The organism is Amycolatopsis sp. NPDC051372, assembly GCF_040682095.1.
Lineage (GTDB): Bacteria > Actinomycetota > Actinomycetes > Mycobacteriales > Pseudonocardiaceae > Amycolatopsis.
Window position 1 is genome coordinate 72,404 of sequence record NZ_JBFBAF010000020.1, and the last position, 25,953, is coordinate 98,356.

Here is a 25,953-nt window from a genome sequence, read left to right on the forward strand (position 1 = left end):
CAGTGAGGAAGGCGCGCACTCATGACACGTACCCAGGATCCGTTGCTGGCGGCGGTTTCCGGCGGGGTCCGGCTGATCGAGCTCGGTCAGCCGTTCTTCACCGGCATGCCCTGCTCGCCGAACCATCCCGGGTTCCGGATGACCCTGATCCGCCGCCACGGCGACATGCGCCGCCCGGACGGCGGATCGGCCGCCAACGAGATCATCGTGACCGGCGGTCACGTCGGCACCCACATCGACGCGCTCTCGCACGTCAGCCACGACGGTGAGCTGCACGGCGGCGTCGACGCGGCCGAAGCTCAGCAGGGCGGGGTGTTCCGCACGCACGGCGCCGAGAACCTGCCCGGCCTGCTGCGCCGCGCGGTCCTGCTCGACGTCGCCGCGGTGCACGGCGTTCGCACGCTGGAGCCGGGTTACGGCGTCACCGCCGAGGACCTCCAAGCCGCCACGAAGCGCGCGGGCACCGAGCCCGGTCCCGGTGACGTCGCGCTGATCCGCACCGGGTGGGCGCGCAACTTCGGCGACGCGACCGCATACATGGGCAAGGAGACCGGCGTTCCGGGCGCCGCGACGTCAGCCGCTGAGTGGCTGGCCGAGCGCAAGATCGCCGCGACTGGCTCGGACACCACGGCGTACGAGCAGATCCCGGCCGGCGCCGGGCACGCGGTGCTGCCGGTGCACCGGATTCTCCTGGTGCAGTCCGGGATCTTCATCATGGAGCACCTGAACCTCGAAGCGGTGGCCGAGGAAGGCCTCTCGGAGTTCGTGTTCGTGCTGGCGCCGCTGCGGATCGTCGGCGGCACCGGCTCCCCCGTGCGCCCGCTCGCGGCGGTGACGGCATGACCCAGACCATCACGAAAACCGTCGTGCAGCACGTCGCGGAGTTCGCGACTTCGGTGCGCGCCAAGGGGTTGCCGTCGGAGCTGCGGGACGACGCCGCCCGGCGGGTGCTCGATGTGCTGGGCAACAGCCTGGCGGCTACGGGCGAGCGGCCGGCTCAGGCGGTCGGCGCGCTGGTGCGGGAGTGGGGTGGGTCCGGCCGGGCCACGGCCATCGGGCTCGGCGAGAAGCTGCCCGACCCGAGCGCGGCCCTGCTCAACGGCACCCTCGCGCACTCGCTCGACTTCGACGACACGCACCTGCCTTCGGTGCTGCACCCGTCGGCTTCGGTCGTGCCGGCAGCGCTCGCCGTCGCGGAATCCCGCGGTGCCACGGGCGCGCAGCTGCTCGACGCGATCGGTGTGGGCGTCGAGATCACGGTACGGCTCGGCATGGCGGGGTACGACGAGGAGCTCGGCAACTCCGTGTTCTTCGAGCACGGCCTGCACGCCACGGCGATCTGCGGCGCCCTCGGCGCGGCGGCGGCCGCGGCGATGCTGTCCGATGTGGACGAATCCGGGATCGCCGACGCCATCGGCATCGCGGCCAGCATGGGCTCCGGCCTGCTCGAGGCCAACCGCACCGGCGGCACGGTGAAGCGCGTGCACTGCGGCTGGGCCGCGCACGCGGCGGTGACCGCGGCCGGCATGGCGCGCCACGGAATCACGGGTCCGCCGACGGTGTTGGAGGGCCGGTTCGGCTTCCTGCAGGCGTTCTGCGGGGACCAGGCCCACGTCGACGAGATCGTCAACGGGCTCGGCACCGACTGGGAGCTCCCGGGGATCTTCTTCAAACCGTATCCCTGCAACCACTTCACGCACGCGGGCATCGACGCCGCGCGCCGCCTGCGGGCTCGCGGCGTGGATCCGGCCTCGATTGCCAGTCTAGAACTCGGCGCGCCGACGGCCGTGCTGCGCACCATCGGCGAGCCGCGCGAGGACAAGATCCACCCGAAGTCGGGTTACCACGCGGCGTTCTCGGGCCCGTACACGGTCGCGGCGGGCTTCCTCGGCGGCGGCGGGCTGGGCGTGTTCCACGAGGACTTCACCGACTCCGCGGCGGCGGACCCCGAGCGGCTCGCATTGGCGGCGAAGGTGACGTGCGTGCCGGACTCACGGTGCGACGAGATCTTCCCGCACCAGTTCCCCGCGGTGTTGCGCGCGCGTCTCACCGACGGGACCGAGGTGGAAGAGCGGGTGGACGTCAACCGCGGCGGGCCGGACAACCCGCTGTCCGCGGAGGAGCTGGCCACGAAGTTCCGCCTGAACGCCACGCGCGTGGTCTCCGCGGAGACGGCCGACCGGATCACGGAGCTGACCTACGGCCTGGCGGCCCTCGGTGACCTCTCCGAGCTGACCGGGCTGCTGCACTGATCCCCCGGCCGGGCGCGGCGGTTGCCGTCGCGTCCGGCCGGTTTCCCGTGTTCAAGGGCGGCGCTCAGCGCCGCTGGAAACTGCCGCGGTAGGCCTGCGGGCTGGTGCCCACGATGCGTTTGAAGCGGTCGCGGAACGACGTCGGCGAGCCGAAGCCGACCTGACCGGCAATGCGGTCGACGCCGTGGTCGGTGGCTTCCAGCAGGTGCTGCGCCTGGCGGATGCGGGCGCGCAGCAGCCACTGCAGCGGGCTGGTGCCGGTCTGTTCGCGGAAGCGGCGGTTGAGCGTGCGGCTGCTCATGCCGGCGTGGGCAGCGATGTCGTCGAGCGTGAGGTCTTTCGCGCAGTTCTCGTCGAGCCAGCGCAGCACCGGTTCGAGCACCGAGCCGCGTGGGGTGGGCGGCTGGTCGTGGACGATGAACTGCGCCTGGCCGCCCTCGCGTTCGAGCGGCATCACGGACAGGCGGGCGGCGTCGGCGGCGACCGCGGAGCCGTGGTCGCGGCGGATGAGGTGCAGGCAGAGGTCGAGGCCCGCGGCGGCGCCGGCCGAGGTGAGGATGGTGCCGTTGTCGACGTAGAGCACGTCCGCGTCGACCTCGATCGCCGGGTAGCGGGCGGCGAGCTGCGGCGCGGCGACCCAGTGCGTGGTGGCGCGCTGCCCGTCGAGCAAGCCGGTGGCGGCGAGGATGAACGCGCCGGAGCAGATGGACGCGATGCGCGTGCCCTTCGCCGCGGCTGCACGCAGGGCATCGACGACGTCGGCAGGCACTTCTTCGAGCTCGTCGCGGCCGGGGACGATGATCGTGTCCGCTTCGGCGAGCGCTTCGAGGCCGTGCCGCGGCCGGATCGTGAAGGCACCGGCGTCGATTTCCTCGGCCGGACCGCACACGCGCACCTGGTAGGCGGCCCGGCCGTCGGGCAGGCGCGTGCGGGTGAACACCTCGATGGGCGTGGCCAGGTCGAACGGCACGACCCTGTCCAAGGCGAGAATCACCACGGAGCGCATGGCGGGATCCTAGTGGTCACCGGTGTTCTCGCCAAGCAGTGTGACTTCCCGAAGTGCACGCCGGCTTCGCGGAGCGGGTATAGCGTGAGCCGCGTGACGCCGATCTTCCAGCTCTCCGACGAGCACGTGACCGCAGAAGCCGCTCTGGACCCCGTGGCCGCGACGATGCGCGGGATCACCACCCCCGACCCCGCTACGCTCACCGACTTCTCGCCCGACGGTTTCGAAGCTCGCGCCGACCAAGCTCGCCGCACGCTCGCGACCCTGGCGACGCTCACGCCCGAGTCGGGCGAGGACCGCATCGCGGGCGCGCACCTGAAGGAACGGCTCGAGGCTCAGCTCGCGTGGCACGACCTCGGCGAGCCGCTGCGGACGGTGAAGGCACAGTTCGGCGTGCTGACTTCCTTGCGCGACACCGTGGACATGCTCCCGCGCACCGGAGACGACGACTGGCACGTGATCGGCGTGCGCCTCGCCGGCGTGGAGACGATGCTGGCGGCCTGGCAGACATCCCTGCGTGCGGGGCTCGACCGCGGCCTCGTCGCCGCGCGCCGGCAAGCCCTGGAGACGGCGTCGCAGGCCGACCGGTTCGCCGGCGTGCACGAATCCCTGGTCGAGGCGTACGGCGACGGCCCGCTCGGCACCGACCTGCGCTCCGCCGCCGACGCCGCCCACCGCGGCTACGCCGAGCTGGCCCGCTTCCTGCGCGAGGACTACGCACCGCGCGCGACCTCGGTCGAGGGCGTCGGCGCCGAACGCTACGCGGCCGGCGCGCGCCTGAGCCTGGGCGCCGACATCGACCTGGCCGAGGCGTACGAGTGGGGCTGGGCCGAGCTGGAGCGCATCGAGCAGGAACTGGCGGCAGAGGCGGCCCAGGTGCGTCCGGGCGCTTCGGTCGCCCAGGCCTTGGCCCTGCTCGACGAGCAGTACTTTGTGGACGGTGAACCGGCCTATGTGGACTGGCTGCGCGCCGCCCACGACCGCGCGATGGCCGGTGCCGCCGCCCACTTCGACATCCCGGAACCGCTGCGCGCGATCGACGTGACCCTCGCTCACGGTTCGGCGTCGGGCGCGCCGTACTACACCGGCCCCAGCGAAGACGGCTCCCGCCCGGGCCGCACGTGGTGGCCGCTCGGCGGACGTTCGCGCTTCGCCGTGTGGTCGGAGCTGACCACGGTGTTCCACGAGGGCGTGCCGGGCCACCACCTGCAGATCGGCACCGCGAAGCTCGCCGCCGACCGCGTCAGCCGCTTCGCGCGCGTGCACTCCGTCAGCGGTCACGCCGAGGGCTGGGCCCTCTACGCCGAGCGCCTCGCCGACGAACTCGGCTGGTACACCCAGCCCGGCACCCGCCTCGGCATGCTCGCGGGCTCCGCCATGCGCGCCGCCCGCGTCGTCATCGACATCGGCGCGCACCTGGATCTGCCGCTGCCCGACGGTTCGCGCTGGGACTTCGACACGGCCTGCCGCGTGCTCCACGAACGCGGGCTGGCGTCCGAGCACCGCGTCCACCCCGAGGTGGTGCGTTACCTCGGCTGGCCGGGCCAGGCGATCGCGTACAAGCTGGGGGAACGCTCTTGGCTCGCGGCGCGCTCGGAGGCGGGTTCCCGCCCGGACTTCTCGCTACGGCAATGGCACCACGACGCGCTCGCGGTGGGACCGGTGGGCTTGGCGGCCCTGCAGGACGCGCTGCGCTGAGGCCACCCGGTGGATCCGGTGACCAGCGTGCGCACCAGTTCGGGCAAGGTGCTCGGCCGCCGGGGCGCGCACGGGGTCACGTTCGCCGGGATTCCGTACGCGCCGACGCCGGTCGGGGCGCGGCGGTTTGCCGCGCCGGGGCCGCTGCCCAGGTGGGACGGCGTCAGGGGTGCGGCGAGGGCCACCGCGCCGCAGCGGATGCGGCCGTTCGGGCGGGCTGATCTGTCGCCGGTTCTCGGGAAGACCACGGCACGAGGCGACTACCTCAACCTCACCGTCTCCACGCCGGATCACGGTACGAGGAACCTGCCCGTGCTCGTTTTCCTGCACGGCGGGGGCTTCGCCACCGGGACCGGCCACGCGCCCGTGTACGCTGGTGCGGCCTTTCCCCGCGACGGGATCGTGCTGGTGACCGTGAACTACCGGCTCGGCGCGATCGGCTGGCTCGATCTGCCCGACGCGCCCGCCAATCGCGGGCTGCTCGACGTGCTGGCCGCTCTCGGGTGGATCAACGAGAACATCGCGAACTTCGGCGGGGATTCGGGGAACGTCACCGTCGGCGGGCAGTCCGCCGGCGCCATGCTCGTGCTGGCGCTGATGACCACGCTGACGGACCTGTGCCGTCGCGGCATCAGCCAGAGCGGTCACGCCCTGTGCTGCTACCCGCCCGAACGCGCCGCGGTCACGACGCGAGCCTTCAGGGAAGCCCTCGGCCGGCCCGCCACGGCCGCCGCGCTGGCGGACCTCAGTGACGAGCGCATCCTCGATCTGACCGAGCACCTCGAGCCGGAGCACGACTTCCTCGACCCCTCGCTCAGCAGCAGCCCCTTCAAACCCGTCCTCGACGGCGATTCCTGACGCGCCAACCCGCCGACGGCATCCGCGGCGACGTCGGCCTCCTCGCCGGCACCAACCGCCGAAGAAGCCAACCTCTACTCGATTCCCTTCGCGTTCGACACCACCGAAGCGAGCCTCCGCAAAGGTGCCCGACGACGCTTCCCCGACCCCGAGGCCCGCATCGCGCGGTGCCGGGAAACGCACCCCCACGAAAACCCGAGCAGCTCCTCACCCGGTTGATGACCGACGCCTTCAGAGAAGCCAACGAAAATGTGGGCGAATACACCTACGACTTCCGCTGGCGCTCTGACCGCGTCACACCGTGCGTTTTCGCTGATGCTCCACCACATCGAGCAGCACCGCCTTGAACTGCGTATAGACCTCACGCCCCAACCGGCGCGCATGCCGCTCTTGCAAAGCCGTCATGATCCGGCCCGCCGCGCGCATCTCGGCCAGCCCGCGCTCCGTCGGGCAGACCAACTTCGCGCGGCGGTCGGCGGGGTCCGGGCGGCGCTCGACGTACCCAAGGGCCTCCAGCTCGTCGATCATCGTCCCGATCACCTGTTTGTGCTGCCCCGAAAGACGCGAAAGCTCGGTTGCCCGGACACCCTCGGTGTCCAGGTAGGCGAGCACGGCGCCGTGGCGCGGGTGGAGGTCGGAGAAGCCCTGGGCGGCGAGCGACGTGAAGAGCTCGTGCTGCACGGCGAACAGCAGCCGCCCGGCGAGGACGCCCAGGTCGGGGTTCGATTCGTTCTTCTCGGCCCGGCTGACCAACCCTGCCGCCTCCTCCGCGTCGCCCCGGCGAGCCGCTCGCCCGGTGAGGAGGAAGTCTAGGTGAACGCGCTCACCCTCAGTCGCGGTCCTCGGGGTTGACGTACCCCTCTTCGAGCAGGCCGTGGCGCCGGACGACGGTGTCGAGCGCCGTCACCCAGTGCTGGTAGTACTCCCAGCGGCCCTTTTCGTCATCGGGTGCGGACTGCCACGAGCCGATGGCCGCGATCAGCTCGCGCTGGAAGTCCTCCCACGCGTAGTGGCCGAACTCCGACAACGCCACCGCCAGGCCGAACGCGCGCCGCTGCCACTCCGCGTCGAACACGGGCTGCTCGAGGTCCGTGGAGCAGGACGAGTGGAACTTCACGTGCCCGGTCTCGTCGTAGTTCAGCGTGCTGATGTCGATCGCCACGCCCGCCTCCTCACGCCGCCGGGCCCGCGAGGGCCACGCCGATCATCGACTCCGTCGTCACGAGCTCGGCGAGCTGTTCCTCGCTCCAGCCCTCCGTGCCCGAGGGGCGCGCGGGCACCACGAACCACCGCGAGTGCCCGCTCGAATCCCACACGCGCACCTCGGTGTCGTCGTCGAGCTCCACACCCAGCTCGGCCAGCACCACCCGCGGCTCGCGCGCCGCGCGGGAACGGAACACCGGGTCCTTGTACCAGTACGGCGGCAGCCCCAGCACCGGCCACGGGAAGCACGAGCACAGCGAGCAGATCACCAGGTTGTGCACGCCGGGCTCGTTGACCACGGCCGCGATGTGCTCGCCCTCGGCGCCGGCCATGCCCTCGGGCAGATCCAGCTGCGCGATCGCCTTCGGGGTGTCCGTGGCCAGCAGCCGCGCGAACTCCGGGTCGACCCACGCGCGGGCCACGATCTTCTTGCCGTTGAGCGGCGTCATCTCCGACTCGAAGTAGCCGAGCACCTTGTCCACAGTGGACCCGGTGATCACGCCCTTCTCGATCAGGAGCGCCTCGAGCGCCTTGACTTGCGCGGCGCTCGCCTCCTCGCGGTCGTCGGGGTAGGCGAACAGCTCGCTCATCGGTTTCCGTCCCTCGTCGATCCGGCGGACAAGTAGGTCTCGTACAGCTCGGCGTACAGCGGGCCGGCCGCGCGTTCGGTTTCCTCGCCCCACAACTCCTCGGGCTCGAACCGCACGATGTACACCGACATCGGCTCCCCGAGCCCGTCGCCGCCGGTCGAGACGAAGTACGAGTAGTTGCCCTCGAACACGCGCTCCACCCGGCCGCGGTGCCCGCGCAGGTACCCGGGCAGCCGCGTGTGCTCCGTGGCCGGCGGGTTGCGCACCACGACCTCGTCGCCCACCGCGAACGCCGGCGTGGCCGGGCCGCGCCTCGGTGTGTCGCCGCGACGCAGGTAGTCGAGCACCTGCTCGTCGACGGCTTCGGCGTCGCGTTCGGGCAGCTGCGACTGCGGCTGCTCGCGGAAGCGCTCCGTGGCGGCGTCCAGCTCCTCCTGTGTCAGGTAACCCTGCTCGACGAGGTACGCGCTGATGCCGCCCAGCCACTTCTCGTAGTAGCGGAACTTGAAGTACTCGAACGGGTGCATCGCCTCCGCGCCCGAGCGCAGGTGGGCCCACGTCCACGTGGTGCGGAACGTGGTGGGCACCGCGTCGAGGTCGTAGCCGGCGACGGAGCCGCGCAAGGAGGCGCTCAGGCCCATCATCGCCGCGTGGATGCCGAAGATGCGCTTCTCCCAGTCTTCGACGAACACGCGCTTCTCGTAGTCCAACGGGTAACCCTCGAGCCCTTCGAGACCGCCGAGACCGTGTTGCAGCTTCATCCTGGGCACCGCCTTCGCGTCGACCGAGGAAAAGCTAACACCGGGTAACCGACCGGGTGCGGACACGCAGCCCACACATCCGGCCCTTTCCCGTGGCCGGGGGCCGTCGTAGATTCCCCGGGTGGGCCTGTCGAGACCGGATGTCCCGATCGCCGTCCTGGTTTTCGACGGCGTCCGGCTGCTCGACGTGACCGGGCCGCTCGAGGTGTTCGACGTCGCCGCCGAGCTCGGCACCGGCTACGTCGTCACGATGTGCTCCCCGGACGGGCGCGACATCACCACGTCGAGCGGCTTGCGCCTGGGCGTCGACCAGGCCGCGGCCGACCTGACCGGCGTCGACACGCTGGTCGTGCCCGGCGGCGAGTGCCTCGTGAAACCGGGGGCGAACGCCGAGCTGCTCACCTCGATCCGGCACCTCGCGCGCGGAGCCCGGCGCGTGACGTCGGTGTGCGCGGGCGCCTTCGCGCTCGGTGCCGCGGGCATGCTCGACGGCCGCCGCGCCACCACGCACTGGCGCCACGCCGACACGCTGCAGGAGCGCTACCCCGCCGTCGAGGTCGACCCCGAGGCGATCTACGTCCGGGACGGCCACGTGCTCACCTCCGCCGGCGTCAGCTCCGGCATCGACCTCGCGCTCGCACTGGTCGAGGAGGACGCCGGCGACATCCTGGCCCACGAGATCGCGCGCGAGCTGGTGGTCTTCATGCGCCGCCGCGGGGCGCAGCCGCAGCTGTCCGTGCCCGCCCGCACCCCGCGCCCGCGCCGCGACATCGTCCGCGCGCTCTGCGACGAGGTCGCCGCCGACCCGGCCGGCGACCACTGCCTCACGAGCATGGCGCAGCGCGCCGGCCTCAGCACCCGCCACCTCTCACGGCTGTTCAAGGCAGGCACGGGCCAGACGCCTGCCACCTACGTCGCCGCGGTGCGCCGGGAAGCGGCGATCGCGCTGGTGATGAGCGGCGAGACCGTGGCCGCGGCGGCGCGGCGCAGTGGCCTGGGCAGTGACGAGACGCTGCGCCGCCACCTGCGGGCGCAGCCGGACGACTAGAGCCGGCGCCGACTGTTGAACTTCGTGGCCTCCGCGCAGCATTCAGCTTGCTCCCGGCAGAAGTTGAGCTTCCCGCGGATGGAAACCCGGAAAACGTGATGCCGCACGGAGTGGCGAGAAACTGACCGCACGTAACGTGACACCACCGAAGGCCCGGCGGCCGTCAGTCCATTGTGGACGGGAGTCACTCAGCAGCGGAAGCGCACGCGTCGCATACGCCCCACCACGTCACTTCGGCCGATTCGACGCGGAAGCCGGGCGCGGAGACCGGGTCGAGGCACGGCGGGGCGCCGACGGCGCACGGTACGTCCTGGATCGCGCCGCAGCCGCGGCACACGAGGTGGTGGTGGTTGTCGTGCCGCTGCGGCTCGAAGCGCGCGGGCGAGCCCGCGGGTTCCAGCGAACGCAGCAGATCGGCCGAGACCAGGTCTTCGAGCACGTTGTACAAACCCTGCCGGGAGAGCCCGCCGGCAGCGCCGTCGGCCTCGAGGTCCACGGCGAGTTCGGCCGCCGTCGAGTGCGGGTGGCGCTCGACCGCGGCCAGCACCGCCCGCCGCTGCGGCGTGTTGCGCAGCCCTACCCGGCGCAACCGCACCCCGAACGCATCCATGCGGGCAGCGTACCCCAGAATGGACTGCATCAACTCTGGCGTGGAGAAGCTCACAGGTGACCCGCCGAACCCCTGCCCACCTGCGCTTACGCCCCCGCGTAACCCACACTTGACTCCATCTGACAATTGACTCCATCAACTCTAGGCACTAGAAAGGTCTTGTGCCCACGACTCCCACGCTCCCCCAGCCGTCGCCCGGCCAGATCGACGCCGGCGCCCGCCTGCGCCGCGCCGGCCTGCGCGTGACCACCGCCCGCCAGGTCGTGCTCGAAACCCTCGCCGAGCAGCCGCACACCACCGTCGCCGAGCTGCTCCCCCACGTCCGAGACCGCCTCCGCTTCGCCTCCACCCGGGTGATCCACGACGTCCTCGCCACGGGTGTGTCCGCCGGGCTCGTCCGCCGCTTCGACACCGTCGGTGTCGCTCAGCGCTACGAGCTGACCGGGCCCGAACACGGCCACCTGCTGTGCACGAACTGCGGCCGCCTCGACTCCGTCGGCACGGCCGAAAGCACGAGTGCGCCGATCCTCACCGGCGTGTGCTCGCACTGCGCGCCGGACGGGCACGCGCACCCCGAACCGCCCCGCTGAGCGGGATTCCGCCACAGCCCGTCGTCGCGCGGGTGCAGTTGGCCAGCGTGCCGTTTCGAAACGATCTCAGCGCGCCCTGACGGGCAAACGCTTGTGTGAAACTCCTCGGCATGCCGAGGAGGGGGTTGCCCACGCCGTGGTCGCGGGCCGTGCGGACGGGGTGGCGCAATCCGGCGGTGGTGATCGCCGTCGCGGCGGCCGCGATTCTGGTGGCGCTGCCGGCCACCGCGGTCGCGTTGTTCCTTTCGGCGGCGGGCAACGCAACGCTTCAGCAGCAGACGTCGCTGGCGTGTGAGTGGGCGGTCGGCGCGCAGTGGCAGGGCGGCCTGCCGATGCAGCAGCGCGACCCCGCCGTGGCCGAGCAGGTCGGGAAGACCCTCTACGACACGCGCGCGAAGCTGGCCGGTCAGGCCACCGCCGAGGTGCCGCGGGCTTCGGCGCCGGTGTCGACCGTGGTCTCCGGCGCGTCGGTGGAAACGGCGACGGGCCCGCCCGCGCACCCGGAGCAGACGGTCGTCAACCTCATCTCGCGTACCGGCTTCCAGAGCCACATCCAGGTCGTCCAGCGCGGGACCGGGCCGGGCATCTGGCTGCCGGACCAGTTCGCGGCGCTCAAGAACCTCCACGCCGGCGACCTCGTGACCGTCCGCGGCGGGTCCCGCAACGATCTCAAGCCCGCCGGCAAAGCCACCGCGCCGGAAGGCGGCAGTACGTCGACGATGCGCGTCGCCGGGATCTACCGCGACCTGCGTTCGCTGCCGGACCAGCAGTACTGGTGCAGCCTCGTCGGCCTCTACCGCGGGAGCCCGCTCTCCAACGCCGGCACCTACCCGGTGGCGCTCGTGTCGCCGGACGATTTCTTCCACATCGCCACCCAGAACTCCGGCGTGCAGAACCTGGTGGAGAGCTCCGTCGACACCACGGGGACGACCACGGCGAGCGCGCCGCCCGTGGTGGCCGCGCTGGAGCACGTCCGGGCCCGCACCGAGAACCCCGGCGACCCGCTCGGGCAGGCGTTCCACCGTTTCGGCAGCACGGAGTACACGTCTTCACTGGGCGGCATGGTGGTCCGCGCCGACCAGGTCACCACTCAGCTGGCCACCACCGTCGTGCCGATGGGCGCGGTGGGCGCGCTGGCCGGGCTGGTGATCGCCGCGGCGGCGGGCTCGTTCTGGGCGGACCGGCGCCGCGCCGAGCTTGCGGTGTTGTCGTCGCGTGGGGTAGGACCGCTCGCGTTGGTGGGCAAAGCGGTGCTGGAGGTCGGCACGATTGTGGTGTTCGGCAGCGCCGCGGGCTGGTTGCTCGCGCGCTACCTGGTGGCGGCGCTGGGGCCGAGCCCGCTCGTCACGCCCGGCGCACTGGTCGGGTCCGTGCTCGGCGCCGCCGCCGCCCTGCTGGTGACGCTGGGGGCGATCGCCGTTTCCAGCCGACGCCGGATCACCGCGTTGTTCGACGCGCGCACCACGAGCCGCCGCAGCTGGCCGTGGGAACTGCTGCCGCTCGGCGCCGCGGTTGTCTGTTATTTCGTGCTCGGTGGCGATCCGGAAGCGGGTGTGGGTGCGGCGGGGACCGTCGCGCGGATCCCGCCACGGCTGATCGTGGTGCCGCTGCTGCTGGTGATCGGCTTGGCGCTGCTGGCCGCGCGCATCGTGCGGTTCTCCGTGGTACGCCTGCGCCCGGTGTCACCGTCGCGCGCGGTCGCCTTCTTGTCCTGGCGGCGGCTCGCGTCCGCGCCGGCTGCCGCGGCCGTGCTGGTCGGCGCGACGGCGATCCCGATCGCGCTGTCGGTGTACGCGACCACGGTCACCGGCTCGGTCGAGCGCACGCTGCACGCCGAGGGCCAGCTCGTGGTCGGCACCGACGTGGTCGTCGACCTGACCGGGCCCGCGCAGGCGCCACCCGGGTTCGCGTCGAGTTTCGTCGAGCGCTACGACTCCGGCACGGTCGGGCACACCACTGTCAACGTCCTCGGCGTCGACCCGGCGACGTTCACCAGCACCGCCTTCTGGGACAACCTCCTGCCCGGCCCGACCCTCGAGGACCTGATCGCCGGGCTGAGCGCACCCGGCGCACCCGCCGGCGTGCTGGCCGGGATCCCCGGCACGTCCGGGCGGACGCAGGTGGAGATCAACGGCCACACCGTCGAGTTCTCCGTCACCAGCGTCACGCAGCTGCCCGGGAAGAGCGCCGGGTTCCCGTTGATGTTCGTCCGCCGCGACGTGCTCACCCGGCTGGCCGGCGAGAACCTGCACCCCGAGCTGTGGCTGCGCGGCGACCCGGCGCGGATCGTCCCCGCGCTGTCGGCCGGCCACGTCCCCGTCGGCACGCTGAGCCAGGCCCAGGACGTGACCGCGAACGGCGTCTACGCGGCCATCACCTACACGTTCCTGTTCCTCACCGCGGTGTCCGTGCTGGCCGGCGCGATCGTGCTCGTGGGGCTGTTACTGTACTTGAATTCGCGGGCACGAGCGCGGCGCAGCGCGTACTTGTTGTTGCGGCGCATGGACATCGGACCCCGCGCACACTGGCGCGCCCTGCTCTACGAGGTCGGCGGCCTGCTCGCCACCGGCTTCGTCGCCGGCCTCGGCTTCGCCGCGATCGCCGTCGTCATCACCAGCGCCGGTTACGATCTCGACCCCGCTGCCGCACCCGGCACCCTGATCGCCACTCCGTGGTCGCTCACCGCCCGCCTCGCCGCGGCGACCCTGCTGGCCGCCGTGTTCGCCACCCTCGCCGCCCAGCGCGCCGTCTCGCGTGCCCGCCCGTCGGAGGTGCTACGTGACACGAACTGACGCCCTCTGGTGCGAAGACGTGCACCAGACCTACCGGACCGCGACCCACGACGTCGTTGCCCTGCAGGAGGTTTCCGTGTCCGCCGCCCGCGGCCGGGTCACCGCGCTCGTCGGACCGTCCGGCTCCGGCAAGTCCACGTTGCTGCGGATCCTCGCCTGTCTCGAACGTCCCGTGCGCGGCCGCGTCGAGATCGATGGCATCGACGCCACCGCCCTGTCCGCCCGGGGCCGGCGCGGACTCCGGCGCCGGCGCCTCGGCTACGTTTTCCAGAACCCCGTCGACAACCTGCTCGGTTACCTCACCGTCGACGAACACCTCGAACTCGCCACCCGCCTGCGCAGCGCCGGCACCCCGTCGAGCGAACTGCTCACCACCCTCGGCCTCGGGCACCGCGGCGAGAGCAAACCCAGCGGCCTCTCCGGCGGCGAACAGCAACGCGTCGCCCTCGCCCTCGCCGCTGCCGGCGATCCCGCCGCGCTGCTCGCCGACGAGCCGACGGCCCAGCTCGACCGCGCTTCGGCCCACCTGGTCGGCGACGCCGTTCGCCGGCTGGCGACCCTCGGGCACGCCGTGGTGGTCGCCACCCACGACCCCGAACTGGTCACCGTGGCCGACGACGTGATCGAACTCGTGGACGGACGTATCCGATGACCGTGCTCATCCTCACCGACGTCTCGAAAAGCTACCGCCGCACCCAAGTGCTGCGCCCGATCAGCTTCGAGCTGCACCCCGGCGAGCTCGTCGCGTTGACCGGCCCTTCGGGTTCCGGCAAAAGCACGCTGCTGATGATCGCCGGCGGCTGGGAGACCCCGGACACCGGCAGCGTCACGCCGGGGTCGTCGTTGCCGGATGTCCCCATGGCGCGAACGCCGTGGCAGCACCTGGGTTTCGTGCCGCAGTCCATCGGCTTGTTCGACGAACTCACCGTCGCCGACAACCTCGCCTTCGCCGCCCGAACCGGCGGCAACGCCGACCTCGCCAAGCTGCTGGAAACCCTCGACCTCGCCAAGTTCGCCGACCGCCTCCCCACCGAAATCAGCCGTGGGGAACAACAACGCGCCGCCGTCGGCCGCGCCCTGGCCACCGCACCCACGCTCGTCCTGGCCGACGAACCGACGTCACACCAGGACCGCACCCACGCCGAGGTCGTCCTCGCCCGCCTGCGCACCGCCGCCGACGCGGGCGCCGCCGTCCTCGTCGCCGGCCACGATCCACTGCTGGCCGCGCACACCGACCGCACGATCGCGTTGACGGGCGGCGGTCACTGAGGCCAAGCGAGCTCGCCCTTACCGATGCGGTCCGCCGTGCGTTCGAGCCACTCGACGTCGTGGTGCAGCCGCGAGAGCAGGTAGTGCGCCTCGATCATGTGGACCTCGAGCGTGGCCGCTTCGCGCGTGGCGGTTTCGAGTCCTGCGATCTCCTCCCGCACGAGCTCGATCCGCTCGCGCAGCACGGCTTGTGCTTCTGGCGGCGGCAGAATCCCGAGGTACGCCAACGCCGTCACGAACGGCGGCCCACCGGTCAGATCCGCGCCGAGCTGCTTGCGCACGCGCTCGGCCAGCGCGGCCACGCCGTCGTCGGTCACCGCCAGCACGTCGCGCTCGGTCCCGCCCGTGGCTGCGACCCACCCCTCGGCCGTGAGCCGGTCCAGCAGCGTGTAAACGGTCGCGTTGCGCACTTCGAGGTAGCCGTAACGGCTGCGGACCTCGCTGAACACCGCGTACGCGTGGCGCGGCTGCTCCACGAGCAAGCCGAGGATCGGCAGCACCAGCGGGTTGTCGAGCGCGTTCTTGGGCACGCTTGAACAGTACCTCATTGCCCGTATACGGTTAGCCGTATACGGCTATGAGGAGGTACCTGTGATCTTCGGGATCTGGCCCGGTGTCGTCGACGCCGACCTGGTCGAGTTGAAGCCGCTGCCCTGCCCGCCGGAAGACCCCGGCGCGACCTTGGCGGCCTTGAAGGAACTCCAAGGGGAAGCGCCGGAGTTCTACGTCCGCTGCTACCGGCACTTCGGGAACGAGTGGTCCCGAACGCCCGAGCGGCCCGAGCTCTACGCGGGCGAGGGCCGGCTGATCGACCTGGTCGCGTGCTACCAGAGCCGCGAACCCGATCCGGAGGGCTTCGCCGACTTCGTGCGCCAGGCCGTCCGCGACGTCGCCGCGTGGGGCGGCGGCAAGGTGCAGGTCGGCGAAGAGCTCAACGTGCCGGCCCCACTCGACGGCGGCAGCCCGGGTTGCTTCGAGGCCGTCGGCGCCGGCGTCGCCGCGGCCTTCGACGAACGCGAGCGTCTCGGCGTCGACGTCGGGATCGGGGTCAACTCCGCGGGTCCCGCCGATCCCGCGTTCTGGGGACGACTGGCCGCGGCGATCGGCCCGGACCACCTGGCGCGCCTGGATTTCCTCGGCTTGGACGTCTTCCCCGACGTCTTCCGCCGCATCCCCCACGAGCAGCTCGCCGGCGCCGTGACGTTTCTGCTCACGGGATTCCGCTCGGTCACCACAGAGATCGGCGTCCCCGCGACCACACCCCTCCACATCACGGAAACGGGCTGGCCCACCGGCGACGACCGCGACGAAGCCACTCAGCGCGTGGTCTTGGAAACCGTCGCCCAGACCATTGTGGACTCGGACGTCGGCGTTGCGGCGTACGAACTCTTCGGCCTTCGCGACACCCGCTCCGACGCCGGCTGGACCAGCGGCTTCGGGCTGCTCCGGGACGACTACTCGCCCAAGCCCGCGTTTCCGGCCATCCGCGACTTCATCCGCCGCACGATCCGGCCGAAAGGAGGAGGCGCTCCGGCCGTTCGGCCGAAGTGATCGCGCCAGGTGCGCACCAAGCTGAGCGGCATGAAGAAAGCCGTCGTCGCTCTGTTGCTTCCCGCCCTGGTGCTGCCGCTCGCGGCGTGTGGCGCCAAGAGCTACACCTACGACACGAGGTTCGCCGTGGACGGCAAAGGCCCCGCGAAGATCACGCTCACCTACCCGGGCTCGAAGCAGCCTGACGTCACCACCGCGACGCTTCCGACCGAGATCGCGCGCATCCCCGAGGGGCTCGGGAAGGTGACCCTGCACGTCGAAGCCGAGAACGGCCCGGCGACCTGCCGGATCACCGTGGAGCAGAAGCAGGTCGATCAGCGCACCGGGAAAGACGTCTCCTGCACCACGGAGCTCACCGAGGACACGCAGAACTAGACCGCGCTGTCACGGCAAGAACCGCTCACCTCCGCGAAGACACGCGCAACGCCAACGCCAGCACCGCCGAAAGACCGATCAGCACCACCGCGGAAACCACCGTGCCCATGCCCGCCACCACCTTCTCGTTCAGGACCCTCAAGGTCTCCCGAACGACGGCGGGGCGGGCATGGGCCCGACGGAGACTTGACACACCAAGACAAATCCCTGATGAGCCCTTGACGCTCAGCTCTCCGCGGCGACGGCCTCACGCTGCTCGACCGCGTCGGCGCGGACCGCCGAGCGGGCGAGGCGGTCGGACACCTTCGCGGTGGTCACGAAGGAGACCGCGATCAGGATCGCCAGCACCACGCCGATGCCGATCACGGTGCCGCTCAGCGTCGGGTCTTCGGGGTCGCCGGCCTCGACGCGGGCCGAACCGGTGAGAAACGAGAGCACGAACAGCACGCCGACGGCGAGCAGCACCTCGATTGTCACCAGCACGGGGAACGTGCGCAGCGCCAGGCGGAAGACGGAACCCTCGGCGCCGGCCGCACGGGCGCGGGCGATGCGCGGCATCATCACGAACTCGTTAGCCGCGCCGATGCAGATCATCGTGAACACCAGCGACACCTTGATGACGAGAAAGCGCCCGAAGCTCGTGGTGAACAGCTCCGACGGGCTGCCGATGAGCGAGTAGGCCAGCCACAGACCGGTGATCAGGATGCAGCCCACCGCGACCATCGCCACCGTCGAGAACCGCGTCCAGATCTGCGCGAACACGTCGCCGGCACCGAGGGAGAGCCTGCGCCGCGAGAACGCCAGGATCACCAGGCCCGCGATACCGCCGACCCACGTCGAGATGGAGAAGACGTGCAGGTGGTCGAGCAGCGAGTTGGCGATGGTGTCGAAGGTGGCCTTCGAGAAGTTCGTCGGCAGCAACGTGACCTGGTACGCCAGGAAGTTGACGATCAGTGACGTCAGCGTGAGCACGCCGAGCTTTTCCCGCAGCCGCGGCGAGAACGCCAGCATCAGCACGATCGCCGCGAGACCCCACAGCGAGTACTGGATGAGCGCTTCGGCACCACTGGAGATCCAGTCGCCCTTCTTGCCCGGCACCGAGATGAAGCGCCAGATCGCCGCCGGCGACAGCGCGTCGCCGAACGGGATTTCCTTGCCCTTCACGCGGGCGCCCTTGCCGGCGATCTGGAAGTACAGCGCCACCAGGAACCACGTGCCGACGAGCGCGTAGTAGATGCCGGCGCGGCGTTGCAGCACCGCGCGGTCGGCCGGGTCGACCGACGGCCGGCGAAGCACCGGCCGCAGGACGATCAGGTACAGCATGCAGCCGCCGACCGACCCGATCAGGCCGGCGAAGTACGCCATTTTCGTGATGACCCGCCACACCTCGGGGGTCGGGTTTGCTTCGGCCGCGGACACGGCCTGGGCGAGCAGCAACGACATTGTCAGCCATCTCCTCGAGCGGGGGACCTGAGCCGGACGGGCGGGGAGGCTCTTGGCGGTGAAAGGTAGCTGATCCTACAACGGATGTGAAGACTGAAGCATCCACTACATTGATGGTATATTGCTAGAGTGAAAAACCAGAGTCGGAAGATCCGCAGTCGGAAGGAGTGTCCGTGAAAGTCCTCGTCCTGCCCGGCGACGGCATCGGCCCGGAGATCACCGCGGCGACCCTGGACGTGCTCGGCGCCGCCGATCGGCGGCTCGGGCTCGGCCTGAGCTTCGAGACGCGCGACATCGGCCTGGCCTCGCTCGCGACCGAAGGCACGACCCTGCCGTCCTCGGTCCTCGAGCGCGTGCCCGAGGTCGACGGCACGCTGCTCGGCCCGGTGTCACACTACGAGTACCCGCCGCGCGAACAGGGCGGGATCAACCCGTCCGCCGCGCTGCGGACCACTTTCGAGCTGTTCGCCAACGTGCGACCGTGCCGTTCGCGCGAGGACCTGAGCATCCTGCGCAAGCCCATGGACCTCGTGATCGTGCGCGAGAACACCGAGGGCTTCTACTCCGACCGCAACATGTTCGCCGGCACCGGCGAGTTCATGCCCGACCCCGACCTCGCGCTGTCCGTGCGCAAGGTGAGCGCACGTGGTTCCGCCCGTGTCGCGCGGGCGGCGTTCGAGCTCGCGCGCGGCCGCCGCGGCAAGGTGACGGCGGTGCACAAGGCCAACGTGCTCAAGCTGTCCGACGGCCTGTTCCTGCGCGAGGTCCGCGCGGTCGCCCAGGAGTTCCCCGACGTGGAGCTGGAAGAGCTGATCGTGGACGCCGCCTCGGCGCTGCTGATCCGCGACCCGCAGCGGTTCGACGTGCTGGTGACCACCAACATGTTCGGCGACATCCTGTCCGACGAGGCCTCCGAGCTGTCCGGCAGCCTCGGCCTCGGCGGCTCGATCAACGCCGGGCACGACGTGTGCGTCGGCCAGGCGCAGCACGGTTCGGCCCCCGACATCGCGGGCCGGGGCGTGGCCAACCCGGCGTCGCTCATCCTGTCCGCGGCGATGCTGCTCGACTGGCGCGGCCGCCGCGACGGCAACGACGCACTCCTGGCGGGTGCGGAGCTCGTGACCCGCGCGGTGGACACCGTGCTCGACAACCCGGCGACGCGCACCGCGGACGTCGGCGGAACACTCGGCACCGAAGCGTTCGCCGGCGCGGTTTCCGAGTCCGTCACCGGCCTTCCGGTGGGTGCTCGATGATCCGGTCCGTGAACCCGGCGACGGGCAAGTCACTGTCCACTTACGACTTGCACACGGCCGAAGAGGTCGACGCCGCACTGGATGCGGCCGTGACCGCGCAAGCCGAGTGGCGCGAGAAACCGCTTGCCGAACGCGTGGAGCTGCTTCGCGAGCTGGCGGCCGTGCTGCGCGCCGGGAGCGCCGAGTACGCGCGGCTGATCACCGAAGAGATGGGCAAGCCGCTCGCCGAAGCCGAGGCCGAGATCGAGAAGTGCGCGCTCAACTGCGTGCACTACGCCGAGCACGCGGCGGAGTACCTGGCCGAGCGCCCGGTGCTGGCCGAGGCTTCCGTGGTGGCCGAGCCCCTCGGCGTGGTGCTCGCCGTGATGCCGTGGAACTACCCGTTCTGGCAGTTCTTCCGGTTCGCCGCCCCGGCGCTGGCCGCGGGCAACGGCGCGATCCTCAAGCACGCCACCAACGTGCCGGGTTGCGCGCTCGCGATCGAGGACGTGTTCCGCAAGGCCTCGGCGCCCGCCGGGCTGGTGCGGGCGCTGCTCGTCGACGTCGGCGAGGTCGCGAAGCTCATCGCCGACGACCGCATCGCCGCCGTGACGCTGACGGGCTCGACGCGCGTCGGCGCGCTCGTGGCCAGCCAGGCCGGCGCCGCGCTCAAGAAGCAGGTGCTGGAACTCGGCGGCTCGGACCCGTTCGTGGTCCTCGCCGACGCCGACGTGCCGGCCGCCGCCGAGACGGCCGTGCGTGCGCGGTTCCTGAACAACGGCCAAAGCTGCGTCAACGCCAAGCGGTTCATCGTGGACGAAGCCGTGGCCGACGAGTTCGCCGAAGCCTTCACCGCGGCGGTCGAACGGCTGCGGGTGGGCGATCCGGCCGAGGCGGGCACCACCGTGGGACCGCTCGCGCGCGAGGACCTGCGCGACGGGCTCGACGACCAGGTGCGCCGGACCGTCGCCGCCGGTGGTGTGCTGCGGACCGGCGGTGAGCCGGTGGCCGGGCCGGGGTACTTCTACGCACCGACGGTGCTCGACCGCGTGAAGCCGGGCATGGCGGCCTTCGACGAGGAGACGTTCGGGCCGGTCGCGGCCATCGTGCGCGTCTCGGGCGACGACGAGGCCCTGGCACTGGCCAACGACACCGAGTTCGGCCTGGGCGCGGCCGTGTGGACGCGGTCTTCGGAACGCGCCCAGCGCTTCGCCAAGGGCCTGCAGGCCGGCGCGGTGTTCGTGAACAGCATGGTCGCCTCCGACCCACGCTTGCCGTTCGGCGGGATCAAGAAGTCCGGCTACGGTCGGGAGTTGGGCGCGGACGGGATCCGCGAGTTCGTGAACGTGAAGACCGTGTGGTTCGGAGGAACCCGATGAGCGAGCAGAAGCCGTTCCCGTCCGTGGTGCTGCGGCCGGCCGAGCTGTCCGCGGCCGACCGCGGCGGCGGCGCGCGCACGATCCCGCTGGTGAGCAAGGCCCTGGGTGCCCAGGTGTTCCTCAACGGCCAGACGCTCTTCGACGGTGGTGCGGGAATCCCGCTGCACACGCACAACTGCCCCGAGAGCGTGGTGATCCTGGAGGGCGAGGCGATCGTGGAGATCGACGGCGCCGAGCACCACCTGTCCACTTGGGACACCACCTACGTGGACGCGGGGGTGCCGCACCGGTTCCGCAACGCCTCGGCGACGGCGCCGATGCGGATCCTCTGGACCTACGCCTCGGTGGAGGCCACCCGCACGATCGTCGCGACCGGCACCACCACCCGGGTGGATGCCGAGCACCGGCGCTAGCCTGGGTAAGTGGAACAGACCCCGACCCCGCTCACCCGGCAGGTCGCGGCGCGCATCGTGGGCTACATCCGCGAGACCGCGGCCGAGCCGGGCACGCGGCTGGTGGAGCGCACCCTGGCCGCGCACCTGCGTGTTTCGCGTTCACCCGTGCGCGCGGCGCTGCGCCTGCTGGCGGACGAAGGGGTGGTGGCCGTCGCCGAGCCCGGCGGCGGCCACACCGTGGCCCGCCCGGTCACCGAGCTCACCGTCGAGACCGGTGACGAGGACGAGGAGCAGTACCTGCGCATCGCGTCGGACCGGCTCGACGGTGACCTGCCCGACCGCGTGAGCGAGAGCGAGCTGGCGCGCCGCTACGCCCTCACGCCGGCCCAGGTGACGGCCGTGCTGCGCCGCATCTCCGGCGAGGGCTGGATCGAGCGGCTGCCCGGCTACGGCTGGGAGTTCCAGCCGATGCTGACGTCGCAGGAGTCCTATGAGGACAGCTACCGCTTCCGTCTCGCGCTCGAGCCGGCGGCGCTGCTGGAACCTGGCTTCGTCGTCGACCAGGCGGCCATCGAAATCGTTCGCGCGCAACAACTCGAGCTCGCCGACGGCGCCGCGCACACCGTGACCAACACCGAGCTGTTCGCCCGCAACCGCGCCTTCCACGAGGCCGTGGTGGCGTGCAGCCACAACACGTTCTTCATCGACTCGCTGCGCCGCGTGGACAACCTGCGCCGCCTGATCGAGTACCGGCGCACGCTCCCGCGCGACCGGGCCGCGGTGCGCTGCCGTGAGCACGTCGACATCGCGGACCTGCTGCTGACCGGCCGGACCGCCGACGCCGCGGAGTACCTGCGCAGGCACCTGAGCACCGTCAGCGTGGAGAAAACGACCGGCCCCGGTTACTAATCCGGCCAAAAGTAGGCCGACCCCCGCGCGGCACGCAACCGATGCCGCGAAAGCCATTCGGCCGTGACTGTGGCCGGATTAGTAACGATCGGCACTGTCAGTGACCCCGTCGCCCCGCGGCAAACGCGTTGCGCGCAGGTCACCGTTGATGAGGTCGGAACGCAGCGAAGTCAGCAGTTCCGACGTCTTCGTCGCGCGGTTTTCGTCGCGGGAGGCCAGGCGCAGCACCAACGCGTCGGTGAGCACCTCCGCGCTCAGCATCTCGCCGGTGAAGTTGCTGGCGCTCTGCGGGGCCGTGAGCGAGACGTCGACCCGGGCGCCGAACAACGGCCCCAGCGAGCTGGACACGAGCACCACGCTCGCACCGACCTCCTCGGCGTGAGCGAGCAGCACCTCGATCTCGCCGAGGATCCGGCCGGGGATGTAGAGCACGACGACGTCTTCCGGGCCGAGGCCGAGCAGGTCGTCGGCCAGCTGGAACCCCGTGGCGCCCGTGGAACGCGCACGCCGGCCCATCCGGACCAGGCGCATGGTCAGGTACCGCGCGACCAGGCTCGAGGCCCCCAGGCCGAAGCTGAGGACCTCGCGCGCGTCGTCCAGCAGGTCGACCGCGTGCAGGAACTCGTCGGACTGCACGAGCCGCCAGGTGGCGGCCAGCCGCTCGGTCGCGTCGGTGAAGACCTTGTCCACCACGGCATCGCCCGCGGTGGCGCCGTCGGGCAGCTCGGTCAGCAGCCGGTGCGAAGGGCTGGTCTCCAGCGCGACCTCACGCGCCAAGCTGCGCCGCAGGTCCATCAGCCCCGCGAACCCCAGGGACTTCGCGGTGCGCACCACGGTCGCGTCGCTGGTCGCCGTCGCGCCGCCGATCTGCTCGGCCGTCGCGAAAATGGCGTAGCGGCCGTGGTCGCGCAGGTACTCCGCGACGGTCCGCTCGGCCCGCGACATCTTCGGCAGGCATCGCGCGATCCGTGCACGCAGCGACTCTTCCTCGTTCCCCATCCCACCCTCGTTTCCCGATCCACGTGCCCACGGGAAGGCCGCCACGGTGCGACCGTGCCCCGTGAACCCGTCGCGCGCTACGGCCGGCGCGCCAGCTCCCCGGCGATGAAGGCCTTCACCACCGGCTGGATCATCAGCCCGCGGTGCGCGACCCCGGGCACCACGTCGAACTGCACGTCGATCCCGTTGCTCTCGAAATTCTTGCGCAAGGTGGTCAGCCGCTCGATGCGCGTGTCACCGCCGGCATCGATCCCCGGCTCCGCGATCTCCCAGGTGTCCTTGTCCTCGCCGCCCACGATCATCTGCACCGGCAGTTTGCGCAGGGTCTCCACCTGCACGTCGGTGCCGAACAGCTCGCGCACGTCGGCGGTGCCCAGCCACCACGGGACGTCCGGGTCGATCCGCGTGACGCGGCCCGGAGCGCCGATGGACAACGCGGCCAGCCGGTCGGCGTGCAGGTAGGCGAAGCGGTGCGCGAACTGCCCGCCGCCGGAGAAGCCGTGCAGGTAGAAGCGCTCGGCGTCCACGCGGAAGCGGGCGGCGACCTCGGCGATGATGTCGAGCAGGATCAGGTCGTAGCGGATGCCTTCGAAGCTCAGGCGCTTGAAGCCGTGCAGGTCACCGGGCTGCGCGATGCCCGCCGGGAACAGCGGCGCGAGCACGATGGTGTCGTTCTCCTCCGCGAACTCGCGGTAGTCGTTGCGGTAACGCTCCGCGGTGCGCTGGGTGCCGTGCATCAGGACGAGCAGCGGCAGCGGCGTCTCGGAGGTGCGGTGGGCGCTGGGCACGTAGAGGCAGTAGGAAAAGCGCTGGTCGCTCTGCAGCGCGAAAAACGGCGTCGGCCCGCCGTAGTAGAACTCCGTCGGGTCGAGGACTCGGGCGGAGTCGGGCGTCGCTTGGGGGCTCGTCATGGAGCGGTTCTCCTTGGCATGGCGTGGGACCGTCCTGCACCGTCGTAACCATGTAGTAACGACGACAGGTGTTGACAACTTCGTAGCACGGTCTATCTTATCCGTAGCTGCCACTACAAGTTCCTGATGAATGTAGCGCAAACCTTCAACGAATCGCCAGCACCGGGAAAGAGGTATTCATGGCAGTCCGGTTGGTCCAGATCGAAGGTGGCCCCCGTGAGCGGGGACTCGCCTACGGAGAGGCCGCCAGGGCGGAGATCCGCACGTCGATCGCCTATTACCGCGAGGCCTTCCGGCTCTCGTCGGGTCTGGAGTGGACGGACGTGCAGGCCTCGGCCCGGCGCTGGCGCGCACCCGTCGCCGCCGTCGCACCGCACCTGCTCGAAGAGATGGACGCGATCGCCGACGGCGCCGGCGTTCACCAGGACGAGATCCTCGCACTCAATGCGCGCGGTGAGATCGTCCGCAACAGCGACAGCGGCTTCAACCCGGGCGTCGCCGAAGACGAGGAGCCCGCCGACGGCTGCTCCTCCTTCGCGCTGCTGCCCGAGGCGACCGGCGACGGTCACGTCTACTGTGGACAGAACTGGGACTGGCGTGAGGGCACGCAGGACTCCGTGGTGCTCGTGCGCGTGGTCCAACCACCCAAGCCCACGATCATCATGCAGGTCGAGGCCGGCCAGATCGGCCGCCACGGCGCCAATTCCGCGGGCATCGCGCTCAACGCCAACGGGCTCAACGGCCGCTTCGGCACTCCGATCGGCATCCCGCAGCCGGTACTGCGCCGCCTCATCCTCGACCACGACTACCTGAAGAGCGCCCTGCAAGTGCCCTTCGACGTGCACCAGCACATCGCCACCAACCTGCTGGTGACCCACCGCGGCGGGGTCGCCGTGGACTACGAGACCACGCCGGTGGTGCACCGCTGGGGACTGCCGCACAACGGGATCCTCGTGCACGGCAACCACTACCAGTACGGCGTACCCCCGCAGATCGCCGACACGCACAAAGTCCGCCCGGTGGACTCGCTCTACCGCGTGCAGGTGATCGAACGCGGGCTCGCGGCCGCGCGCAACGCCACCAGCTCGGCCGAGGTGCGCAAGGTCGTCTCCGCGACGATGAGCGACCACGTCGGCCACCCCGACGGCGTGTGCGCCCACGTGGATCCGCGCGCCACCCCGCTGCAGCGCTACAAGACGATCGCCTCGAGCCTGGTCGACCTGACCAGCGGCGAGTACCGCGTGGCGGTCGGCAACCCCTGTGAGAACGACTACGAACTGCTGCCCTGGCAGCTCTACGACGGCCCCGGAGGTCACTGATGACCGGACCCGTGCTCGCCAGTCTGCGCGGTGTGAACAAGAGCTACGGCGAGGTGCAGGTGCTGCACGACGTCGACCTCGACATCCACCAGGGCGAGGTCGTGGTGATCCTCGGCCCGTCCGGGTCGGGCAAGTCGACGTTGTGCCGCTGCATCAACCGCCTGGAAAAGATCAACTCCGGCACCATCACGCTCGACGGCAAGCCGCTGCCCGCCGAGGGCCGCGACCTGGCGCGTCTGCGAGCCGACGTCGGCATGGTCTTCCAGTCGTTCAACCTCTTCGCGCACCGCAGCGTGCTCGAGAACGTGACGCTCGGGCCGATCCGCGTCCGCGGGATTCCCAAGCGTGAGGCCGAAGCGACCGCACGACGGCTGCTCGACCGAGTCGGGGTGGCCGACCAGGCCGACAAACTGCCCGCCGAGCTCTCCGGCGGGCAGCAGCAGCGCGTGGCCATCGCCAGGGCGCTCGCGATGAACCCCAAGATCGTGCTGTTCGACGAACCGACCAGCGCGCTCGACCCGGAGATGGTGAGCGAGGTCCTCGACGTGATGACCTCGCTGGCCGCGGAGGGAACCACGATGGTCGTGGTCACGCACGAGATGGGCTTCGCCCGCCGCGCCGCCCACCGCGTGGTCTTCATGAGCGAAGGCCGCATCGCCGAACAAGGCACCCCCGAAGAGTTCTTCGACCGCACCGGCACCGCCCGGGCGCGGGACTTCCTGTCCAAAGTCCTCCAGCACTAATCCCTCCAGCACTGAATTTC

Annotated in this window: 27 protein-coding genes; 17 read left to right on the forward strand and 10 right to left on the reverse strand. The window is 70.9% G+C overall.

All coding sequences use genetic code 11. From position 1 onward, the window contains the following. The first annotated feature begins 21 nt into the window (after positions 1-21). Both AB0M56_RS28330 and AB0M56_RS28335 read left to right on the forward strand, forming a co-directional pair. Positions 22-843, forward strand: a complete 822-nt coding sequence (locus tag AB0M56_RS28330; RefSeq protein ID WP_364181104.1) for a cyclase family protein — start codon at positions 22-24, stop codon at positions 841-843. Then, entirely contained in the window at positions 840-2,252 is a 1,413-nt protein-coding gene (locus tag AB0M56_RS28335) for an MmgE/PrpD family protein (RefSeq protein ID WP_364181107.1), read from the forward strand. Before AB0M56_RS28330 ends, AB0M56_RS28335 begins: the two co-directional genes overlap by 4 nt. Before the next feature lie 64 nt (positions 2,253-2,316). On the opposite strand, the gene AB0M56_RS28340 is transcribed toward AB0M56_RS28335, so the two are convergent. Continuing rightward, the gene (locus AB0M56_RS28340; RefSeq protein WP_364181110.1) at positions 2,317-3,258 is read right to left on the reverse strand and encodes a helix-turn-helix domain-containing protein; all 942 of its coding nucleotides are present in this window, start codon (positions 3,256-3,258) and stop codon (positions 2,317-2,319) included. A 93-nt stretch (positions 3,259-3,351) separates the two neighbouring features. Here AB0M56_RS28340 and AB0M56_RS28345 point away from each other — a divergent pair, with 93 nt between their 5' ends. After that, positions 3,352-4,956, forward strand: coding sequence for a DUF885 domain-containing protein (locus tag AB0M56_RS28345; protein ID WP_364181113.1), 1,605 nt, complete (start codon positions 3,352-3,354; stop codon positions 4,954-4,956). A gap of 27 nt (positions 4,957-4,983) precedes the next feature. Continuing rightward, on the forward strand, positions 4,984-5,814 hold the full coding sequence (locus AB0M56_RS28350; protein WP_364181116.1) for a carboxylesterase family protein: 831 nt from the start codon (positions 4,984-4,986) through the stop codon (positions 5,812-5,814). A 294-nt stretch (positions 5,815-6,108) separates the two neighbouring features. Here AB0M56_RS28350 and AB0M56_RS28355 read toward each other — a convergent pair whose 3' ends face one another. The 4 genes from AB0M56_RS28355 to nthB form a co-directional block, all read right to left on the reverse strand. Further along, entirely contained in the window at positions 6,109-6,567 is a 459-nt protein-coding gene (locus tag AB0M56_RS28355; protein ID WP_364181119.1) for a helix-turn-helix domain-containing protein, read from the reverse strand. Between the two features lie 76 nt (positions 6,568-6,643). Continuing rightward, the gene (locus tag AB0M56_RS28360; RefSeq protein WP_364181121.1) at positions 6,644-6,976 is read right to left on the reverse strand and encodes a nitrile hydratase accessory protein; all 333 of its coding nucleotides are present in this window, start codon (positions 6,974-6,976) and stop codon (positions 6,644-6,646) included. A gap of 10 nt (positions 6,977-6,986) precedes the next feature. Further along, positions 6,987-7,607 (reverse strand): nitrile hydratase subunit alpha, encoded by a 621-nt coding sequence (gene nthA / locus AB0M56_RS28365; RefSeq protein WP_220243428.1) that lies wholly within the window; start codon positions 7,605-7,607, stop codon positions 6,987-6,989. Next, positions 7,604-8,368 (reverse strand): nitrile hydratase subunit beta, encoded by a 765-nt coding sequence (gene nthB / locus AB0M56_RS28370; protein ID WP_364181124.1) that lies wholly within the window; start codon positions 8,366-8,368, stop codon positions 7,604-7,606. Before nthB ends, nthA begins: the two co-directional genes overlap by 4 nt. A 121-nt stretch (positions 8,369-8,489) precedes the next feature. Between nthB and AB0M56_RS28375 the strand changes: the two genes are divergently transcribed. Continuing rightward, positions 8,490-9,416, forward strand: a complete 927-nt coding sequence (locus AB0M56_RS28375) for a DJ-1/PfpI family protein (protein ID WP_364181127.1) — start codon at positions 8,490-8,492, stop codon at positions 9,414-9,416. A 184-nt stretch (positions 9,417-9,600) separates the two neighbouring features. On the opposite strand, the gene AB0M56_RS28380 is transcribed toward AB0M56_RS28375, so the two are convergent. Then, positions 9,601-10,026 (reverse strand): transcriptional repressor, encoded by a 426-nt coding sequence (locus AB0M56_RS28380; protein WP_364181130.1) that lies wholly within the window; start codon positions 10,024-10,026, stop codon positions 9,601-9,603. A 161-nt stretch (positions 10,027-10,187) separates the two neighbouring features. On the opposite strand from AB0M56_RS28380, the gene AB0M56_RS28385 reads away from it, so the two are divergent. From AB0M56_RS28385 to AB0M56_RS28400, 4 genes are all read left to right on the forward strand, one after another. Next, the gene (locus AB0M56_RS28385; protein WP_364181133.1) at positions 10,188-10,616 is read left to right on the forward strand and encodes a transcriptional repressor; all 429 of its coding nucleotides are present in this window, start codon (positions 10,188-10,190) and stop codon (positions 10,614-10,616) included. Positions 10,617-10,726: 110 nt separating this feature from the next. Further along, the gene (locus tag AB0M56_RS28390; protein ID WP_364181136.1) at positions 10,727-13,408 is read left to right on the forward strand and encodes an ABC transporter permease; all 2,682 of its coding nucleotides are present in this window, start codon (positions 10,727-10,729) and stop codon (positions 13,406-13,408) included. Further along, positions 13,395-14,060: an ATP-binding cassette domain-containing protein gene (locus AB0M56_RS28395; RefSeq protein ID WP_364181139.1), complete on the forward strand. Its 666-nt coding sequence runs from the start codon at positions 13,395-13,397 to the stop codon at positions 14,058-14,060. Before AB0M56_RS28390 ends, AB0M56_RS28395 begins: the two co-directional genes overlap by 14 nt. Then, on the forward strand, positions 14,057-14,677 hold the full coding sequence (locus tag AB0M56_RS28400; protein ID WP_364181142.1) for an ABC transporter ATP-binding protein: 621 nt from the start codon (positions 14,057-14,059) through the stop codon (positions 14,675-14,677). The genes AB0M56_RS28395 and AB0M56_RS28400 overlap by 4 nt, the downstream gene beginning before the upstream one ends. On the opposite strand, the gene AB0M56_RS28405 is transcribed toward AB0M56_RS28400, so the two are convergent. Further along, positions 14,671-15,207 carry a helix-turn-helix transcriptional regulator gene (locus AB0M56_RS28405; protein WP_364181145.1) on the reverse strand — a complete coding sequence of 179 codons (537 nt, stop codon included), beginning with the start codon at positions 15,205-15,207 and terminating at the stop codon, positions 14,671-14,673. The genes AB0M56_RS28400 and AB0M56_RS28405 overlap by 7 nt on opposite strands. A 61-nt stretch (positions 15,208-15,268) precedes the next feature. On the opposite strand from AB0M56_RS28405, the gene AB0M56_RS28410 reads away from it, so the two are divergent. Both AB0M56_RS28410 and AB0M56_RS28415 read left to right on the forward strand, forming a co-directional pair. Next, positions 15,269-16,228 carry a hypothetical protein gene (locus AB0M56_RS28410; protein WP_364181148.1) on the forward strand — a complete coding sequence of 320 codons (960 nt, stop codon included), beginning with the start codon at positions 15,269-15,271 and terminating at the stop codon, positions 16,226-16,228. A gap of 30 nt (positions 16,229-16,258) precedes the next feature. Then, positions 16,259-16,603, forward strand: a complete 345-nt coding sequence (locus AB0M56_RS28415; protein ID WP_364181151.1) for a hypothetical protein — start codon at positions 16,259-16,261, stop codon at positions 16,601-16,603. Between the two features lie 225 nt (positions 16,604-16,828). Here AB0M56_RS28415 and AB0M56_RS28420 read toward each other — a convergent pair whose 3' ends face one another. Continuing rightward, entirely contained in the window at positions 16,829-18,046 is a 1,218-nt protein-coding gene (locus tag AB0M56_RS28420) for a CopD family protein (RefSeq protein WP_364181153.1), read from the reverse strand. A 173-nt stretch (positions 18,047-18,219) separates the two neighbouring features. Between AB0M56_RS28420 and AB0M56_RS28425 the strand changes: the two genes are divergently transcribed. From AB0M56_RS28425 to AB0M56_RS28440, 4 genes are read left to right on the forward strand one after another with little or no spacing between them, the layout of a single operon-like run. Continuing rightward, positions 18,220-19,299 carry an isocitrate/isopropylmalate family dehydrogenase gene (locus tag AB0M56_RS28425; protein WP_364181156.1) on the forward strand — a complete coding sequence of 360 codons (1,080 nt, stop codon included), beginning with the start codon at positions 18,220-18,222 and terminating at the stop codon, positions 19,297-19,299. Next, on the forward strand, positions 19,296-20,657 hold the full coding sequence (locus tag AB0M56_RS28430; RefSeq protein ID WP_364181159.1) for an NAD-dependent succinate-semialdehyde dehydrogenase: 1,362 nt from the start codon (positions 19,296-19,298) through the stop codon (positions 20,655-20,657). Before AB0M56_RS28425 ends, AB0M56_RS28430 begins: the two co-directional genes overlap by 4 nt. Next, positions 20,654-21,070, forward strand: coding sequence for a cupin domain-containing protein (locus AB0M56_RS28435; RefSeq protein ID WP_364181162.1), 417 nt, complete (start codon positions 20,654-20,656; stop codon positions 21,068-21,070). Before AB0M56_RS28430 ends, AB0M56_RS28435 begins: the two co-directional genes overlap by 4 nt. Positions 21,071-21,079: 9 nt before the next feature. Beyond that, positions 21,080-21,961: a GntR family transcriptional regulator gene (locus tag AB0M56_RS28440; protein ID WP_364181165.1), complete on the forward strand. Its 882-nt coding sequence runs from the start codon at positions 21,080-21,082 to the stop codon at positions 21,959-21,961. Positions 21,962-22,039: 78 nt separating this feature from the next. Here AB0M56_RS28440 and AB0M56_RS28445 read toward each other — a convergent pair whose 3' ends face one another. Both AB0M56_RS28445 and AB0M56_RS28450 read right to left on the reverse strand, forming a co-directional pair. Beyond that, entirely contained in the window at positions 22,040-22,960 is a 921-nt protein-coding gene (locus AB0M56_RS28445) for a MurR/RpiR family transcriptional regulator (protein WP_364181168.1), read from the reverse strand. A gap of 77 nt (positions 22,961-23,037) precedes the next feature. Beyond that, the gene (locus AB0M56_RS28450; protein ID WP_364181170.1) at positions 23,038-23,871 is read right to left on the reverse strand and encodes a PHB depolymerase family esterase; all 834 of its coding nucleotides are present in this window, start codon (positions 23,869-23,871) and stop codon (positions 23,038-23,040) included. 179 nt (positions 23,872-24,050) lie between these two features. Between AB0M56_RS28450 and AB0M56_RS28455 the strand changes: the two genes are divergently transcribed. Together AB0M56_RS28455 and AB0M56_RS28460 are read left to right on the forward strand one after the other, a co-directional pair. After that, on the forward strand, positions 24,051-25,190 hold the full coding sequence (locus AB0M56_RS28455) for a C45 family peptidase (protein WP_364181172.1): 1,140 nt from the start codon (positions 24,051-24,053) through the stop codon (positions 25,188-25,190). Next, entirely contained in the window at positions 25,190-25,933 is a 744-nt protein-coding gene (locus AB0M56_RS28460) for an amino acid ABC transporter ATP-binding protein (RefSeq protein ID WP_364181174.1), read from the forward strand. Before AB0M56_RS28455 ends, AB0M56_RS28460 begins: the two co-directional genes overlap by 1 nt. Positions 25,934-25,953: the final 20 nt, after the last annotated feature.